The 16,082-nt window shown below is 62.9% G+C and carries 12 protein-coding genes; 4 read left to right on the forward strand and 8 right to left on the reverse strand.

The features are described from left to right. Positions 1 to 146: 146 nt before the first annotated feature. Genes KVG85_RS06655 through KVG85_RS06665 form a run of 3 tightly spaced genes read right to left on the reverse strand, consistent with a single transcriptional unit; the run spans position 147 to position 4,401 of the window. Positions 147 to 2,381 (reverse strand): xanthine dehydrogenase family protein molybdopterin-binding subunit, encoded by a 2,235-nt coding sequence (locus tag KVG85_RS06655; RefSeq protein WP_217863339.1) that lies wholly within the window; start codon positions 2,379 to 2,381, stop codon positions 147 to 149. Continuing rightward, entirely contained in the window at positions 2,378 to 2,851 is a 474-nt protein-coding gene (locus tag KVG85_RS06660) for a (2Fe-2S)-binding protein (RefSeq protein ID WP_122659972.1), read from the reverse strand. Before KVG85_RS06660 ends, KVG85_RS06655 begins: the two co-directional genes overlap by 4 nt. Further along, on the reverse strand, positions 2,848 to 4,401 hold the full coding sequence (locus KVG85_RS06665; RefSeq protein WP_367615308.1) for a c-type cytochrome: 1,554 nt from the start codon (positions 4,399 to 4,401) through the stop codon (positions 2,848 to 2,850). The genes KVG85_RS06660 and KVG85_RS06665 overlap by 4 nt, the downstream gene beginning before the upstream one ends. Positions 4,402 to 4,413: 12 nt before the next feature. On the opposite strand from KVG85_RS06665, the gene KVG85_RS06670 reads away from it, so the two are divergent. The 3 genes from KVG85_RS06670 (at position 4,414) to KVG85_RS06680 (ending at position 8,246) form a co-directional block, all read left to right on the forward strand. After that, positions 4,414 to 5,613, forward strand: coding sequence for an MFS transporter (locus KVG85_RS06670; RefSeq protein ID WP_122505585.1), 1,200 nt, complete (start codon positions 4,414 to 4,416; stop codon positions 5,611 to 5,613). A gap of 94 nt (positions 5,614 to 5,707) precedes the next feature. After that, positions 5,708 to 6,613, forward strand: coding sequence for a LysR family transcriptional regulator (locus tag KVG85_RS06675; protein ID WP_122692536.1), 906 nt, complete (start codon positions 5,708 to 5,710; stop codon positions 6,611 to 6,613). Positions 6,614 to 6,743: 130 nt separating this feature from the next. Then, the gene (locus KVG85_RS06680; protein WP_217863340.1) at positions 6,744 to 8,246 is read left to right on the forward strand and encodes a sensor domain-containing diguanylate cyclase; all 1,503 of its coding nucleotides are present in this window, start codon (positions 6,744 to 6,746) and stop codon (positions 8,244 to 8,246) included. Between the two features lie 6 nt (positions 8,247 to 8,252). On the opposite strand, the gene KVG85_RS06685 is transcribed toward KVG85_RS06680, so the two are convergent. The 3 genes from KVG85_RS06685 to KVG85_RS06695 form a co-directional block, all read right to left on the reverse strand. Beyond that, the gene (locus tag KVG85_RS06685) at positions 8,253 to 9,791 is read right to left on the reverse strand and encodes a cryptochrome/photolyase family protein (RefSeq protein ID WP_217863341.1); all 1,539 of its coding nucleotides are present in this window, start codon (positions 9,789 to 9,791) and stop codon (positions 8,253 to 8,255) included. A 195-nt stretch (positions 9,792 to 9,986) separates the two neighbouring features. Further along, a complete protein-coding gene (locus tag KVG85_RS06690) occupies positions 9,987 to 11,108 on the reverse strand; it encodes an alkene reductase (protein WP_217863342.1) in 1,122 nt (373 codons plus the stop codon). A 102-nt stretch (positions 11,109 to 11,210) separates the two neighbouring features. Further along, positions 11,211 to 11,888, reverse strand: a complete 678-nt coding sequence (locus tag KVG85_RS06695) for a type 1 glutamine amidotransferase domain-containing protein (RefSeq protein ID WP_073476243.1) — start codon at positions 11,886 to 11,888, stop codon at positions 11,211 to 11,213. Between the two features lie 211 nt (positions 11,889 to 12,099). Here KVG85_RS06695 and curR point away from each other — a divergent pair, with 211 nt between their 5' ends. After that, complete coding sequence (gene curR / locus KVG85_RS06700) at positions 12,100 to 12,684, forward strand: TetR family transcriptional repressor CurR (protein ID WP_217863343.1); 585 nt, start codon at positions 12,100 to 12,102, stop codon at positions 12,682 to 12,684. A 734-nt stretch (positions 12,685 to 13,418) separates the two neighbouring features. Here curR and KVG85_RS06705 read toward each other — a convergent pair. Together KVG85_RS06705 and paoC are read right to left on the reverse strand one after the other, a co-directional pair. Then, positions 13,419 to 13,736 (reverse strand): hypothetical protein, encoded by a 318-nt coding sequence (locus tag KVG85_RS06705; protein ID WP_217863344.1) that lies wholly within the window; start codon positions 13,734 to 13,736, stop codon positions 13,419 to 13,421. 25 nt (positions 13,737 to 13,761) lie between these two features. Continuing rightward, positions 13,762 to 15,972 (reverse strand): aldehyde oxidoreductase molybdenum-binding subunit PaoC, encoded by a 2,211-nt coding sequence (gene paoC, locus KVG85_RS06710; RefSeq protein WP_217863345.1) that lies wholly within the window; start codon positions 15,970 to 15,972, stop codon positions 13,762 to 13,764. Positions 15,973 to 16,082 lie beyond the last annotated feature (110 nt).

The raw sequence follows: 16,082 nt of genomic DNA on the forward strand, positions 1-16,082 counted from the left end.
GGGTTCCAGCGCGGCAGTCAGGTGCCGCGCGCTGTGCAGGTAACTTAACCGGGGGTGGCGGGGCTGATAATCCGTGGCCGGCGCTACGCAGTTTTGCGCGCAACGCAACGGCGCCCGCGCTCATCGCTGATGAGCGCGGGCGTGGTTCAGGCCGGTTGGCTCGAGCGAGTCAGCGGCAGATTCAGCCAGCGCCGGCCAGTGGCATTGCTGACCGCGTTGCCGAGCGCAGCAGCCATTGGCCCTTGGACAATTTCGGCAGCACCGAGGAAAGGTTCGCCCGGTTGATCGAGCAGGTGCACATCGACTTTTTTCGGCAATTGCGTAAAGCGCAGAATCGGATAACCACTCCAGTCGTAGCTGCGAATGCCGCCAGCGTCGTAGGCGACTTTTTCGTAGAGCGTCCAGCTGGCCGACTGGACGATGCCGCCCTCGACCTGATTGCGCAGGCCATCTGGGCTGACGATCTGGCCAACATCGACCGCTGTCACCACATGATCGACACGGATTTCGCCGGTCTGCGGATGCACCCGCAGTTTCACCGCGAGGGCGCAGTAACCCATGATGTTCTTGTAGCGGGCGAAGGCAAAACCGATTCCCGCGCCGGGTTCGCTGCTCTTGTGGGGCCAGCCGATTTCGTCACGCACGCGCTTAATCACAGCCTGGGCACGTGGGTCGCGCAGATGCGCCAGGCGCAACGCCAGCGGATCGAGCCCGGCCTTGATCGCCAACTCATCGATACCCGCCTCGATGGCGAAGATGTTGATGTGCGCACCCAGCGAGCGCATGGCCGAAGTGCGGAACGGCATGGTGGTGACGAAATTCATATTGATCCGCGTCGCGCCCAGCTCGTACAGCGGCACCGCGTTGCGATCGCCATCACCTTCGGGTTGGGCGATCGGCACCGACGGCGCCGAGGCGAAGGGTTTCGCCAACAGGCGTGCCGGCAGCAGGCGCCCGGCATTGACGATGCGTTCGTTATGCGGCGTGGTCCACAGCTCGTAGTTCCAGTCCTGCAAACGGCCCTGACTGAGGCCGGCATCGATTTCGGTGACCATCGCCGAACTGTACGGCTCCCAGAGATTTTCCTGCTCGCGCATCCATTGCACCCTGACCGGCGTGCCCGGCAGGCGCATAGCGATCAGCGCGGCATCGGCGGCGGCATCATCGGCGCCGTTGTGGCCATAGCAGCCCGAGCCTTCGGTATGAATGCAGCGCACACGCTCCGGCGGCAGACCCAGCATCTCGGCGATACCGGCGCGCAATGGATAGACACCCTGGGTGTGGGTCCACACCGTGAGCACGCCATTGTTGAACCAGGCCACCGCACAGGACGGGCCGATCGAACCATGCATCAGATACTGCTTGGTCACCCGCGCTTTGAATCGAGTCTCGGTTGCGTCGCCGGGATTGCCGTTATTACTGATCGGATAGCGCTTAGACGGCAGTTGCTTGAGCAAATCATGAATCCCGGCGGCTTCGGGAATCGCCTCGCCACCACTCCACTTGGCACTCTCAATCCCGCTGCGCATGGCCTTGATCGCTTGCCACTCATCACGGGCGACCACCGCCAGATAGTTGCCGTCGCGAATCACTTTGACCACGCCGTTCAACGCCTCGATGGACGCGGCATCGAACGCCTGAAGCGTGCAGCCGGGACGCGGCGGGCGGATGACACGCGCGTGCAGCATGCCCGGCAGGCGCATGTCCTGCACAAATGCCGCGCCGCCGCTGACCTTGGCCGGAATGTCCAGGCGCGGCAGGTTGTGGCCGATCAGTTTGAAATCGGCCGCCGCCATCGCCGGTGATTGCGCCTTGGCGTACTGGTGCACATCGACATGCTTGACCGCGTCGGCATATGCCATGCGCTGACCATTCGGCCCTTCGATGATGCCATCGCGAGTGCTCAGTTGCGCAGCATCGACTTGCCAACTGCGCGCGGCGGCATCGACGAGCATTTCCCGCACTTGCGCGGCGGCGTTGTACAGCGCGGTGCCGCTGTCGAAAATGCTATGGCTGCCGGCGGTGTAGCCTTCGTTGGGCGTCAGCGCGGTGTCGGCGGTGAGCAAGTTGATCGCGCTGGCCGGCACCTGCAAACGCTCGGCAGCGATTTGCAGCAACGCGGTTTTCACCCCGGTGCCCAGTTCGACCTTGCCGGTGTACACGGTGATGCCGTCGGCGCCGATGCGAATCCACGCGTCGAGGTATGGGTTGGTGCGCAAGCTGCCGGGCAGATCGGGGGCCAGCACCACAGTGCCAAGGGTGTCGACTTCGGTGTCGGCCAAGGCACGCCGCGCTACCGGCATCAGCGTAAAAGCCATGAGCAACGCGCCGCCACGCAGGAAGGCCCGGCGGCTGGGGTCCAAGCCGTTAGCTGCGCTCATGTCCGGCTCCCGTTGTGCCCGGCCACCTGCTTGATCGCCTCGATGATGCGCAAGTGCGTGCCGCAACGGCACAGATTGCCGGCCATGTGTTCGCGGATGGTTTGTTCGTCCGGGTGCGGGTCACGTTCGAGTAACGTTTGCGCGCGCATCAGCATGCCGGCGATGCAGTAACCGCATTGCGCGGCCTGCTTGTCGATGAATGCCGCTTGCAACGGGCCGGGTTTCTCTGCGCTGCCGAGGCTTTCCACGGTGCGGATCTTTTTCCCCTCAAGGCCTGCGCAAGGCGTGAGGCAGGCGAACACCGGCTGGTCGTCGACGATTACCGTGCACGCGCCGCACTGGCCCAGGCCGCATCCGTACTTGGCGCCGTTGAGGTTCAAGTGATTGCGCAGCGCATACAGCAGCGGCATGTCCGGTTCCAGCTCCAGCGCTTGGGCGGTTCCATTGACGGTGAGAGTGATCTGGCTCATTTCGTCTCCTGACGTAACGCTTCAATAGTGGAAGAGAGGTCGGCCCATGGCTCATCGGGTTTGGCTTGTTCGCGCAGATACGCGGCGAGTGCGCCGAGTTGGGCGTTGTCGAGACTGGCGGCGAACGGCGGCATCACCGGGCCGGGGGCGCCGGGAATGGCGGGCACGCCTTCGAGCACGGTCTTGAGAAAGTTGCGCGAGCTGGCGGCTTGCAGCGCCGAAGTGCTTTGCAGGCCTGGGCGGCCGTCGATTTCACGCATCGGCGCGGCGGGTGCGTGACATCCGGCGCAGACGCTGCTGAAGAGCAGGGCGCCGGTTGTGTGATCCGCTGGAATAACTGGCTGCTTTTTCGCCGTGGTTTCGCTCACCGCGTGCGGGTTTTGCAGGCTCAGCAGGTAGTCGGCAATCGCCTCGGCTTCACTGGCCGGCAAGCGCGCCAGACTCAGGCTGACCGGGCGCATCGGGCCGGCGGGCGTGCCGTGGCCATCGACCACATCGGCGCGCAGGTAGCCGACCAATTGCTCGCGACTCCACGGATTGGCGCGCTGCCCGAGGCCGACCAGGGCCGGCGCTTCCCAGCCATCGACGCTGCCGCCCTGCAGATATTGCGAGGATTTCTCCGCGCCAATCAGGTTCAGCGGCGAATGGCAGCCGGCGCAGTGGCCCGGGCCGTCGACCAGATAGCGTCCGCGATTCCATGCCGCGCTGTGTTCGGCCAGCGGCGTGAGCGGCTCGCCATGCAGAAACAGCAGATTCCAGAACGACACCAGCGGGCGGATGTTCATCGGGAAGTTCATCTGGTTCTGCCGCGCCGGGGCGTGTACGGCGGGGCCGCTCATCAAGTAGGCATAGGCGTCGGCGATGTCTTCGGAGCTCATGCGCCGGTAGTGCACGTAGGGAAAGGCCGGGTAGAGAAAGTGGCCGTCGCGGGCAATGCCTTCGCGCATCGCCCGCTCGAAGGCCGGCAGTGACCATTCGCCGATGCCGGTCTGCGCATCCGGGGTGATGTTGGTGCTGTACAGCGTGCCGAACGGCGTCACCAGCGGCAGCCCGCCAGCCAGGTATTCGCCGCCGGGGCGGGTGTGACACACCGCGCAGTCGCCGGCCTCGACCACCCGTGCGCCGCGTTGCAACTGCGCAGTATTGAATGACGTCGGCCGTTTGATTGGTGCGATCGCCGGGCGCCACATCAGCGCGACGGCGACGATCAGGCCGATCACCGCGAGCACGCCGACGCTGATCCACAGGGTTCTGGATTTGAGCAAATGGCTGTTCATGGTCGGCAGAAAAACGCGGCGGACAGTGGCAGGACGAGTGCAGTGCGGGTCATGGAAGCGCTCCTTGTAGCAGCCGGGGAAGGGCGCCGATGCGGACGTCAGCGCCAGGGCCAAAGCGTAGAGAAGACCCTTGCAGCGGAGAATCACCGGCCCGCGCAACAGCGCGTTGCGCCACAAGCAACGTTGCGCGCCACGCATCAGTGCGTTGCCAGTGGCACGGATTCTCGCCCCCGCCGGCTGACCGTAGCCTTGGCACAACTTTCCCGAACTCAACGAGGTGTCACCATGCTTACGGGCAACCCTGCCGTTGCGGCCCCGGCCGAACAGCCTGCTTCACTCTCCGGCCTGATGGTCGCGTTTCTGGCATTTTGCTGCGGCGCGGTCGTCGCCAACCTGTATTACGCGCAGCCCATCGTCGAACTGATCGCGCCGCAGATCGGCCTGTCCAGCGCCAATGCCAGCCTGATCGTGTCGCTGACGCAGTTCGGTTACGCGCTGGGCTTGTTGCTGCTGGTGCCGCTGGCCGACCTGATGGAGAACCGTCGTCTGGTAGTCGGTTTCACCCTCGCTGCGAGTGTCACGCTGCTGTGTGCTGGCCTGACTCATTCGCCGTCGCTGTTCCTGCTGCTCTCTTTGCTGATCGGCCTGACCTCGGTGGCGGTGCAGATTCTCGTGCCGCTGGCCGCGCACCTGGCGCCGGAAGCCAGCCGGGGGCGCGTGGTCGGCAATATCATGAGCGGCCTGCTCTTGGGGATTCTGCTGTCGCGGCCACTGTCGAGTCTGTTGGTTGAAGTGTTCGGCTGGCGCGGGGTGTTTTACAGCGCGGCGGCACTGATGGCGGTGATCGCGCTGATTACCGCTGTGGCATTGCCGCGCCGGGTGCCGACGCACAAGGCCACTTATGTCGCGTTGATCGGTTCGGTGTTTGCCCTGGCCCGGCGCTTTCCTGTGTTGCGCCAGCGTTCGCTGTATCAGGGTTTGCTGTTCGCCAGTTTCAGCCTGTTCTGGACCCTCGCGCCAATTGAGCTGATGCGTCATCACGGCTTCAGCCAGGCGCAAGTGGCGATCTTTGCCCTGGTCGGCGCGGTAGGTGCGATTGCCGCGCCGATTGCCGGGCGTCTGGCCGATGCCGGGCACGGTCGTCGCGGTACCTTGGTGGCGTTGCTGCTGGCGCCGCTGTCACTGTTGATCGCCGCGTTGCCGGGCAGTGGTTACGTATGGCTGGTGGTGTGTGCGGTGCTGCTGGACTTTGCCGTGCAATTGAACATGGTCCTCGGCCAGCGTGAGGTCTACGCCCTCGACCCGCACAGCCGCGCCCGCCTGAATGCGGTGTACATGACCAGCATCTTCGTTGGCGGCGCCCTCGGCTCACTGGTCGCCAGCCCGCTGTACGAACACTTCGGCTGGAACCTCTCGGCCGTTGCCGTGGCGGTGTTGCCGGCGTTAGCGCTGGCATTGTTCCTGAGTCGCAAGGCTGATGTCTGAGGTCGCGATGAGGCCCGGCAAGCACGACGATACAAGACGTGTGGCGGGCGCTGATGCACAATCAGCGGCGTTCCCTCACCACCGGACCCCGCTTATGGACAAGTTGCTGGCATTGAAGATGTTTGTTGAAACCGTGCGCTGCGGCGGCTATTCCTCGGCGGCGCGCAAGCTTGGGATTTCGACGTCTTCGGTGACAAGGCAAGTGGCGGGCCTGGAAAACGAGTTGGGCGCCAGCCTGCTCAATCGCACCACGCGCAATACCAGCGTGACCGTCGCCGGCCAGACCTATTTCGAGAAGGCCGTGGCCATTCTCGATGCCATCGACGAAGCCGATGCGGTGGTCGCCGATCGTGGCAGTGATGCCCAGGGCCGCTTGCGCATCAGTGTGCCGGTGGAGTTTGGCCGGCGACTGATTGCGCCGCACCTGAGCCGCTTGCTTGAACGCCATCCCGGGCTGGAGATCAGTCTGTCGCTGAGCGATCAGGTCAGCGATTTGCTCAGCGAGCAGATCGACGTTTCAGTGCGGCTCGGCTCGACGGTCGTCAGTGAGGACATCGTCAGCAAACGCGTCGGCCACTTTCAGCGTTGGATTGTCGCCAGCCCGGATTATCTGGCGCGCAGCGGCGTGCTGGAGCATCCGCGGGATCTGCTCGAGCACCAGTGCCTGCGCTTCGACTACGGCGGCAGCCATCACCACTGGACCTTTCAGGGCGACGAAGAGCCGATTCAGCTCAACGTCCAGGGTCGCCTGCAAAGCAACAACGCCGACATCCTGCGCGAAGCGGCGATTGGCGGTGGCGGTGTGGCGCTGCTCGCCGACTGGCTGGTGCGTGACGACGTCACCGCCGGGCGCCTGACGCGCTTGCTTGAGCACTACGAGGTCAATCCCGGCAGCGCCAGCAGTTGCATCAACGCGTTGTACCTGCCCAACCACCGTGGTTCGAGCCGGATCAACGTGTTCATCGATTTTCTCGTGGAAATCCTCAAACCCGCTGCTTAGCACTGCACACTCTGTTGCTGCAGCCGCTGCACACTGCTTGTATGCTTGCGCCCCGGAACACGTGGCCGCCGTGAGTGCCGACGTTCGAATGATGGCTGGAATGGATACCGGACTTCCTTAAGGTACTGACGTGAAGCGTGATACTCGCCTTGTAATGCTCCTGCTGCTGGTGATCGGTTGTTCCCTGACTTCGCTGACGATCTGGAAAGTCTGGTCTTCGCGCGAGCGTGCGCTGGCGGAAGTCGACGTGCATGGCCTGAACCTGACCCAGGCGCTCAACACCTACACCGAAGGCATCGTCCGGCAAAGCTCGCTGCTCTTGCTCGGGCTGGTCGAACGTCTGGAAACCGAGGGCAACGGCCCGGCGCAGATTCAGCGCATCCAGAGCCTGATCGACCGCCAGCAGGCGCTGATGCCACAGCTCAGCGGCATCATCATCTATGACCGGAACGGACATTGGCTGATGTCCTCCAACCGGCCGATTCCAGAGGGCGCCAACAGCAGCGACCGCGCCTATTTCATTCATCACAGTGAGAGCCCGAGCCGCGAGCCGTTCATTGGCCCGCCGATCCAGAGCCGTGCCAATCACGAATGGGTGGTGACTATCAGTCGGCGCTTCAACGACGATGGCGGGCAGTTCGCTGGCGTGGTAGCGGTGACGCTGGGGGTGGAGAACTTCCTGCGCGTGTTCGGCAAACTCGACGTTGGCCAGGACGGCGCGATCGGTCTGTCGTACACCGATGGCACGCTGCTGGTGCGCTACCCGTTCCGCGAGCAGGACATGGGGCGCAACTTCTCCAGTTCGCCGATCTACGCCAAATACCTCGTCGACCGCTCGGTCGGCACTGCCTCCTACACCTCCAGCCTCGACGGTGTCGAGCGGCTGTACGCATTCCGTAAAAGCGAAACGCTGCCGCTGATTACCACCGTGGCCCTGGGCAAGGATGAAGCGCTAGCGGCGTGGCGTATCGAAGCGGCGCTGTCGGCGGTGGTAGTGATCGGGCTGTTGGGGCTGACCGGGTTGATCGGCTGGTTCCTGATTCTGGATATTCGCCGACGCACCGAGGCTGAAGAGGCGTTGCGCGATGCCCAGCAGCAGTTGCTCGCCTCCAATCGACAGCTGGAATTGCTGGCAATGAAAGATGCGCTGACCGGCCTGGCCAACCGCCGCTGCTTCGATGAAACCCTGGCGGTGGAAGCGCGACGGGCGCAGCGTGACGGGACGTCGCTGGCCTTGCTGATGATCGATATCGACCACTTCAAATTGTTCAACGATGCCGTGGGCCACGTCGCCGGTGATGTCTGCCTGCAAGCGGTCAGCAAGATTCTTGAAGGCTGCGTGCGCCGCCCCTCGGATCTGGTCGCGCGCTACGGTGGCGAGGAAATGGCGGTGATCATGCCGGCCACTGATAGCGCCGGGGCGACGGTGGTGGCGCAACTGATGCTCGAGCGTTTGCAGCAAGCGAACATTGCCCACCCGGGCAGTCCGTTTGCTCGGATTACGGTGAGTATCGGTATGGCGGTGGGGACGGGCGCTCAGCTGGATTCGCTGCCGGCGTTGATCCAGACCGCCGATCAGGCGCTGTACCGCGCGAAAGCGGCGGGGCGTAACGGGATGGCCGGGCCGGCCTGAGGCGCACTAGATAGCTTCGCCGCCATCCAGTTTCGCCAACAGCATTTGTCCGCGTTGCCACAGTGCATCCTGCTTGGCCAGCGGCATGCGGTCGAGGTTCTTGTACATCATGCCCATGCGCTGATTGCCGCGCAGGATATCGCCGTGGCGCATGAGGAAATGCCAGTACAGCGCATTGAACGGGCAGGCATCGTCCGCGCTGCTTTCCTTGACCTTGTAGGCGCAGTCGCCGCAGTAATCCGACATCCGATTGATGTACTGGCCGCTGGCACAGTAAGGCTTGGAGCCGAGATAACCGCCGTCGGCGTGCATGACCATGCCAAGGGTGTTGGGCAGTTCGACCCAGTCGAAGGCGTCCATGTAGATCGCCAGATACCATTCGCAAATCTCTTTCGGCGCAATCCCGGCGAGCAAGGCAAAGTTACCGGTGACCATCAGGCGCTGAATGTGGTGGGCGTAGGCATGTTGCAGGCTTTGGCCGATGGCCTGGCGCATGCAGTTCATCTGTGTCTGCCCGGTCCAGTAGAACTCCGGCAGCGGACGCGAGTTGCCAAACACGTTGCCCTCGGCGTAGTCCGGCATCTTCAGCCAGTACACGCCGCGCACGTATTCGCGCCAGCCGATCAGCTGCCGGATGAAGCCTTCGGCCGCGTTAAGGCCGATGCTCCCCGACCAGTACGCCGCCTCGACATCGCTGCACAGCTGGCGCAGATCGAGCAGGCCGATGTTCAGCGCCGCGCTGATCCGCGCGTGAAACAGGAACGGCTCGTCGCTGGCCATGGCGTCCTGGTAATCACCGAAGCCGGCCAACGCATAGTCGAGAAAGTATTGCCACAGGGCCTGGGCATCGGCGTGGGTCACCGGGTAATTGAAGTCATCCAGCGTGCCGTAATGGCTGGCGAAGCGCTCGGCGACCAATAACAGCACCTCTTGGGTGATTGCGTCATTGGCGAAACGTGCCGGGTAGGGCGGTTTGGCGTGTTTGGGCAGGGCCTTGCGATTCTCCGCATCGAAATTCCACGCACCGCCGACCGGCGTGCCGTCGCCATTGAGCAGCAGCCGACTCTTGCGCCGCATCTCACGGTAGAAAAACTCCATGCGCAGCTGTTTCTTGCCGCTGGCCCAATTGGAGAACTCTTCGCGGGAGCAGAGGAAGCGGCTGTCTGAATGCCAGTGCACGGGCAAGCCCGAATCTTTGATTGACTGCTCAAGACGCCAGTCGCCGCATTCGGTGATATGAATCTCTTCGGCGCCGGTGAGGGTTCGCCAGCGCTGTAGTTCGCCGGGAATTGAGCCGCTGTTGTCCGGGTCGTCGAGGCTGACGTACTGGACGCGGAAGCCTTTATCGCGCAACGCCTCGGCAAAGTGGCGCATGGCGCTGAAGATCAGGGCGATTTTTTGCGGATGATGAGCGACGTGGGTCGCTTCCTCCATGACCTCGACCATCAGCAGCAGGTCTTGCTGGGGATCGAGTGGCTGCAGGGAGGCCAGGTCGAAAGACAGCTGGTCGCCGAGGATCAGGAGCAAGCGGTGGGCAGGGGGCATGGAGCGAAGTCCGGTTAGAGATTCGAACTCCAATAGTTATACAGATTGTTTGTTATGTATAGGTTTTAGCGGCCACTGACATCCGGTAGTGGGAGCGAGCCTGCTCGCGAAAGCGTCCTGTCAGTCAATACAAATGCTGACTGACCCACCGCCTTCGCGAGCAGGCTCGCTCCCACAGGGATTTGGGTGGGGTTCTTAAGCGGGGTAGGTCGGGTAATCGATATAACCCTCGGCACCGCCGCCATACACCGTCGCCGGATTCAACTGATTCAACGGCCAGTCATTGGCAATCCGCGCCGGCAGGTCCGGGTTGGCCATGAACGGTCGGCCAAACGCGACGAGATCGGCCAGCCCCGACTCAAGCAATTGCGCCCCGGTTTTGGCGGTGTAGCGACCGGCATAAATGATCGCGCCGCTGAACGTGTCGCGCACGGCCTGGCGAAAGGTCTGCGGCATCGCTGGCGCGTTGTCCCAGTCGGCTTCGGCGATCGACAGGTAGGCGATGCCCACGTCTTGGAGAATCTTGATCGCCGCAATGTAAGTTGTGTGCGGATCTTCCTCGACCAGGCCCAGGTATGTCCGCGCTTCATCGGTGGTAGTGAACAACGGCGCGAAACGCACACCGACCTTGTCCCTGCCGATGCATTCGGCAACACCGGCCACCACTTCGCGCAAGAAGCGCAAGCGATTATCCAGTGAGCCGCCGTACTGGTCGGTGCGCAGGTTGCTGTGGGCGGAGATGAATTGGTTGACCAGATAACCGTTGGCGCAATGCAGTTCGATGCCGTCGAAACCCGCATCCATCGCGTTGCGCGCGGCCTGGATGTACAGCTGAATCAGTTCCTGCACTTCATCGGTGCTCAACGCGCGCGGTGCGGACGGCGGCACCAGTTCACCGACACCGGGCGCGGTTTCGATGAACACGCTGACGCGATCCGTGGCGACCGCAGAGGCTGACAGCGGCGCATCGCCGTTGGGCTGCAACGCCGTGTGCGAGACCCGACCGACATGCCAGAGCTGGGCGAAGATCACCCCATCCACGGCGTGCACCGCCTCGGTGACTTTGCGCCAACCGGCGATCTGCTCCGGCGTGTGAATGCCCGGCGTCCACGCATAACCTTGGCCACGCGGTTCGATCTGCGTGCCTTCGGTGACCAGCAAACCGGCACCGGCGCGCTGCTGGTAATACTCGGCCATCAACTCGTTGGCGACATTGCCCGGTTGTGTGCTGCGCTGGCGGGTGAGAGGCGGCAGAACGATGCGGTTTTTCAGGGTGTGGGCGCCGAATTTGGCAGGCGTGAAGAAAGCGTTATTCATGGGGTAAGCCTTGAATCTGATTAGACCAGTCGACTAGTGACTGGGCAAAAAAACAACGCCGGGCGGTACGCACGCGGCGTTGATCGGGTTGGAGCGAGGAATTCAGCCGAGCATCTTCAACAGCTTTTCGGCAACGGCGGCAGAGCTGGCCGGGTTCTGGCCGGTGACCAATTGCCCGTCAGCGACCACATGCACCTGCCAGTCGGCAACTTTCGAATAGCGCCCGCCCAGACGCTGGAACTCGTCTTCGATGAGGAACGGCACCACGTCAGTCAGGCCGACTGCAGCCTCTTCGGCATTGGTGAAGCCGGTGACATCACGGCCCTTGACGATTGGCTGGCCGTCAGCACGCACCACATGACGCAACACGCCGGGTGCGTGGCAGACAAAACCGTGAGGTTTGTTGGCGCGGTCGAAGGCTTCGATCAGTGCAATAGAGGCCTTGTCTTCGGCCAGATCCCACAGCGGGCCGTGGCCACCTGGGTAGAACACTGCGTCGAAATCTTCGGCCTTCACATCAGCCAGACGGCCAGTAGTGGCCAGTGCTTGTTGCGCGGCCGGATCGGCGCGGAAGCGATCGGTTTCGGCAGTCTGCGCGCTTGGCTCATCGCTTTTCGGATCGAGCGGAGGCTGGCCGCCGGCAGGCGATACCAGGGTGACGTCGGCGCCGGCGTCCTTGAAGGCAAAGTAGGGCGCGGCGAACTCTTCCAGCCAGAAACCGGTTTTCTTGCCAGTGTTGCCGAGTTGATCGTGGGAAGTCAGAACCATCAAGATTTTCATAGAGCACCCTTGGGTTGGTCTGGCATCGGCAGAAGGCGAGGGATTCGCTTGTTGTCGGTGCCGCATGAATTTGTGTGTCGGGGCGCAGCATAGTTTCCAATTAGACCAGTCGTCTAGTAATTTTTCAGAAAATGTTTTTGCCCGTCGGTTATGGCAAACTCCCGGTCCTGAAAAGTATACGACTGGTCTATTGTCTGGAATTTTGCGCACCATGAAGCCGACCTTTGACGACACCCGCCAACACTTGCTCGACACCGGCCACCGGATGATGGCCGAGAAGGGCTTCACCAGCGTCGGCCTCAACGAGATCCTGCAGACCGCCGGCGTGCCCAAGGGCTCGTTCTATCACTACTTCAAATCCAAGGAGTTGTACGGCCAGGCGCTGCTCGAGGATTACTTCGTCGACTACCTCGCCGACATGGAGCGCCGCCTGACATTGCCTGGGCTGACGGCCTTCGAGCGTTTGATGGATTACTGGCAGGGCTGGCAGAACCGCTGCTCCCTCGAAGGCCACGGCGATGAATGCCTGGTGGTGAAACTCAGCGCCGAAGTCGCCGACCTGTCCGAATCAATGCGCCTGACCCTGCGCGACGGCGCCGAACGCATCGTCGCGCGGATCACCGAATGCATCGAACAAGGCCAGACCGACAAAAGCCTGCCCGAGGGCGATGCGCGCAAGTTGGCAGAGACGCTGTATCAGCTCTGGCTCGGCGCCAGCCTGCTGAACAAATTGCAGCGCACCGGACAGTCGCTGGAAACCTCGATGGCGATGACCCGGCAGTTGTTGCAAGTCTGAGCCTCGCCGCAGATCCCTGTGGGAGCGAGCCTGCTCGCGAAGACGGCGGCACATCCAACATTTTCATCGCCTGATCCAACGCATTCGCGAGCAGGCTCGCTCCCACAGGTTTTTGCGGCATGTGCCAAATCCCGGCAACACGCAAAACCCAGTGTGGGAGCGAGCCTGCTCGCGAAGACTGCGGCACATCCAACATCTTCTTTAACTGACCCAATGCATTCGCGAGCAGGCTCGCTCCCACAGGTTTTCGCGGCGAGTGCAAAACCCCAGCAACCCACAAAAATCCATGTGGGAGCGAGCCTGCTCGCGAAGGCGGCGGCACATTCAACATCGTCATAGCCTGACCGAATGCATTCGCGAGCAGGCTCGCTCCCACAGGTTTTCGCGGCGAGTGCAAAACCCCGGCAACCCACAAAACCCATGTGGGAGCGAGCCTGCTCGCGAAGGCGGCGGCACATTCAACATCGTCATAGCCTGACCGAATGCATTCGCGAGCAGGCTCGCTCCCACAGGTTTTCGCGGCGTGTGCCAAATCCCGGCGACACGCAAAATCCAGTGTGGGAGCGAGCCTGCTCGCGAAGACGGCGGCACATTCAACATCTTCATTGCCTGACCCAATGCATTCGCGAGCAGGCTCGCTCCCACAGGTTTTCGCGGCGTGTGCAAAACCTCGGCAACCCACAAAACCCACAGGGGACCTGCGTTGATTGTGGGATTGGGGATCAGCAGGGCAGTCAACACTCAGGCAGTTGGGCAAACCACTGCGCATACGGTGTATTGCTCACTTTGAATCGGTTGTAATCCGGGCTGCCGTCATCCCACCACACCGGCCCGCGCTCACCCAGCGCGACTTTGGCGTCGTTGACGCGAGCTCTCGCCGACTTCAACGCCTGTGCATCCTCCGCACGCTTCGCCTCTTTGACCGCACGTCGCGCTGACATGAGTTCGGCTACAAACGCTTCACGCTCGGCGGCTGGCAGCGCTGGATTGCTGCAACGCCATAGCTGTTGCTTGACCACAAAATAGCGGCCATCGGGGGTGGTGGGGTACATGGGCGATATCCTGCGTGATCCAGTCTCAGACCGGGTAGGACAACTCGCCGATGAGTTTATCCAGCGTAATCGGATAATCGCGCACCCGTACGCCACAGGCGTTATAGATCGCGTTGGCGATGGCCGCCGCCGCGCCGCTGATACCCAACTCGCCAACGCCTTTGGCTTTCAACGGGGTGGCATACGGGTCGACTTCATCGAGAAAGATGACTTCCTGATGGGGAATGTCGGCGTGCACCGGCACCTCGTATCCGGCCAGATCGTGATTGACGAAAAAGCCGATTCGATGATCCACCGCCAGCTCTTCCATCAATGCCGCGCCGGCGCCCATGGTCATGCCGCCGATGATCTGGCTGCGCGCGGTTTTCGGGTTGAGGATGCGCCCGGCGGCGCACACGGCCAGTTGCCGACGCAGGCGAATTTCGCCGGTCGCCGCATTGACCGCGACCTCGGCGAAATGCGCGCCGAAGGTCTGCTGGGCGAAGCGCTGGGCAAGGTCGCCGTATTCCATGCGGTCCTCGCCCGTCAGCTCGCCATTGGCTGCGGCCTGAGCCAAGCCAACCTGCTGCGAGCCTGCGCGAATTTGCCCGTCGACAAACTCCGCTTGCTGCGGGTCAATCCCGACGGCGTGAGCGGCGGCCTCACGCAGTTTCACGCACGCGGCATACACCCCGGCAGTGGAGGAGGCGGCGCCCCACTGGCCGCCGGAGCCCGACGATTCCGGAAACCGCGAATCGCCCAAGTGCACCACGACACGGTCCAGCGGCACGCCCATCATTTCGGCAGCGGTCTGGGCGATGATGGTGTAACTGCCGGTGCCGATGTCGGTCATGTCGGTTTCCACGGTGATGACGCCTTGACGATCGAGACGCACCCGCGCCGCCGAAGCGGTCGTCGGTGCGCCGCGAATCGCCGAGGCCAGCCCGATGCCGATCAGCCAACCGCCCTCACGGCGCTGACCGGGTTGAGGGTTGCGCTGACGCCAGCCAAAGCGTTCGGCCCCAGTGTTCAGGCATTCCACCAACTGCCGTTTGGAGAACGGCCGCGCCGGTTGCTCCGGATCGACCTGCGAATCGTTGAGGATGCGCAGCTGCAGCGGATCCATCTGCAGCTTTTCCGCCAGTTCATCCATGGCGATTTCCAGCGCCATCATCCCCGGTGCCTCGCCCGGCGCGCGCATCGCCGAACCCTCGGCGAGATCGAGCACGGCCAGGTTCAAACGGGTCATGCGATTGGCCCCGGCGTAAAGCAATCGGGTTGACGCGGTAGCCGCTTCGGCGCGTCCGCCGCGCAGATTGCCCGACCAGCTCTCGTGGCCGATCGCGGTGATCACGCCGTCACGGTTGGCACCGATGCGCAGGCGCTGAAGCGTCGCCGGACGATGGGTCAGGTTGTTGAACATCAGCGGCCGCGGCAGCGCGACTTTCACCGGTCGCCCGGCATGTCGAGCGGCCAGGGATGCCAACACTGCGTCGCAAAGAATCGTGCCCTTACCGCCGAAACCACCGCCGATATACGGCGAGATCAGGCGCACATCTTCCTTGGCGATGCCGAGGGTTTTCGCCAGATCGCGCACGCCCCAGTTGATCTGTTGGATCGATGTCCACAAGGTCAACTGCGTGCCACTCCAGCGGGCAATGGTTGCGTGCGGTTCCATCATCGCGTGGGCCTGGTCAGGCGTGCTGTAGTGCTGATCGATTTGCACGGGCGCAGCGTTGAAGGCGCCTTCGAAGTCACCGACGCTGGTCTGCGGCGGCGGGCCGAAACCGGCCGGTGGCGGTGGGGTTGCGGAGTCTTTCGCCGCCGCCAGATCGAATGAACCTGGTTCGGCCAGGTAGCGGATGTCGAGCAAGCCGGCGGCCGCGCGGGCCTGTTCAAAAGTGTCCGCGACGACAATCGCCACGGCCTGGTGATAGTGATCGACCTGCGGCCCGGCCAAGGCCCTGGCTACGTAAAACTCGCCTTTGGCCAATGGCCCGGCGTTTTCGTAAGTGACGATGGCAATCACCCCGGACGCTTCCCGCGCTTGCGTCGAATCGATCGAGGCAATGCGCCCCTTGCCAATCCCGGCGCCGACGATATAGCCATAGGCGGCGTCCGGCACCGCTGCGTTTTGCTCGTAGGCGTAGGGAGCGGTGCCGGTGGTTTTCAGCTTGCCGTCGATGCGGTCAGCAGGTTGGCCGATGACGTTCAGCTGGTCGATCGGATTGGAGCCGGCCGGGGTGTCGAATTTCATCTGCAAATTCCTTTCAGACAGGCTGGCGGCGCCCACGTAGCGCGGCGCAGCCATCGATTGACGTCGGATCCCTACGAGCCTAGGCCATCGACGCGCTGCTGATAATGCGC

It is taken from the genome of Pseudomonas triticicola (genome assembly GCF_019145375.1).
GTDB lineage: Bacteria > Pseudomonadota > Gammaproteobacteria > Pseudomonadales > Pseudomonadaceae > Aquipseudomonas > Aquipseudomonas triticicola.

Bases quoted from the DNA above. Each gene is read 5' to 3' on its own strand.
- KVG85_RS06685 (WP_217863341.1), bottom strand. From the start codon at position 9,791: ATGCCCCCTGCCCACCGCTTGCTCCTGATCCTCGGCGACCAGCTGTCT.
- KVG85_RS06705 (WP_217863344.1), bottom strand. From the start codon at position 13,736: ATGTACCCCACCACCCCCGATGGCCGCTATTTTGTGGTCAAGCAACAG.
- KVG85_RS06660 (WP_122659972.1), bottom strand. From the start codon at position 2,851: ATGAGCCAGATCACTCTCACCGTCAATGGAACCGCCCAAGCGCTGGAG.
- KVG85_RS06670 (WP_122505585.1), top strand. From the start codon at position 4,414: ATGCTTACGGGCAACCCTGCCGTTGCGGCCCCGGCCGAACAGCCTGCT.
- KVG85_RS06655 (WP_217863339.1), bottom strand. From the start codon at position 2,381: ATGAGCGCAGCTAACGGCTTGGACCCCAGCCGCCGGGCCTTCCTGCGT.
- paoC (WP_217863345.1), bottom strand. From the start codon at position 15,972: ATGAAATTCGACACCCCGGCCGGCTCCAATCCGATCGACCAGCTGAAC.
- KVG85_RS06675 (WP_122692536.1), top strand. From the start codon at position 5,708: ATGGACAAGTTGCTGGCATTGAAGATGTTTGTTGAAACCGTGCGCTGC.
- curR (WP_217863343.1), top strand. From the start codon at position 12,100: ATGAAGCCGACCTTTGACGACACCCGCCAACACTTGCTCGACACCGGC.
- KVG85_RS06695 (WP_073476243.1), bottom strand. From the start codon at position 11,888: ATGAAAATCTTGATGGTTCTGACTTCCCACGATCAACTCGGCAACACT.
- KVG85_RS06690 (WP_217863342.1), bottom strand. From the start codon at position 11,108: ATGAATAACGCTTTCTTCACGCCTGCCAAATTCGGCGCCCACACCCTG.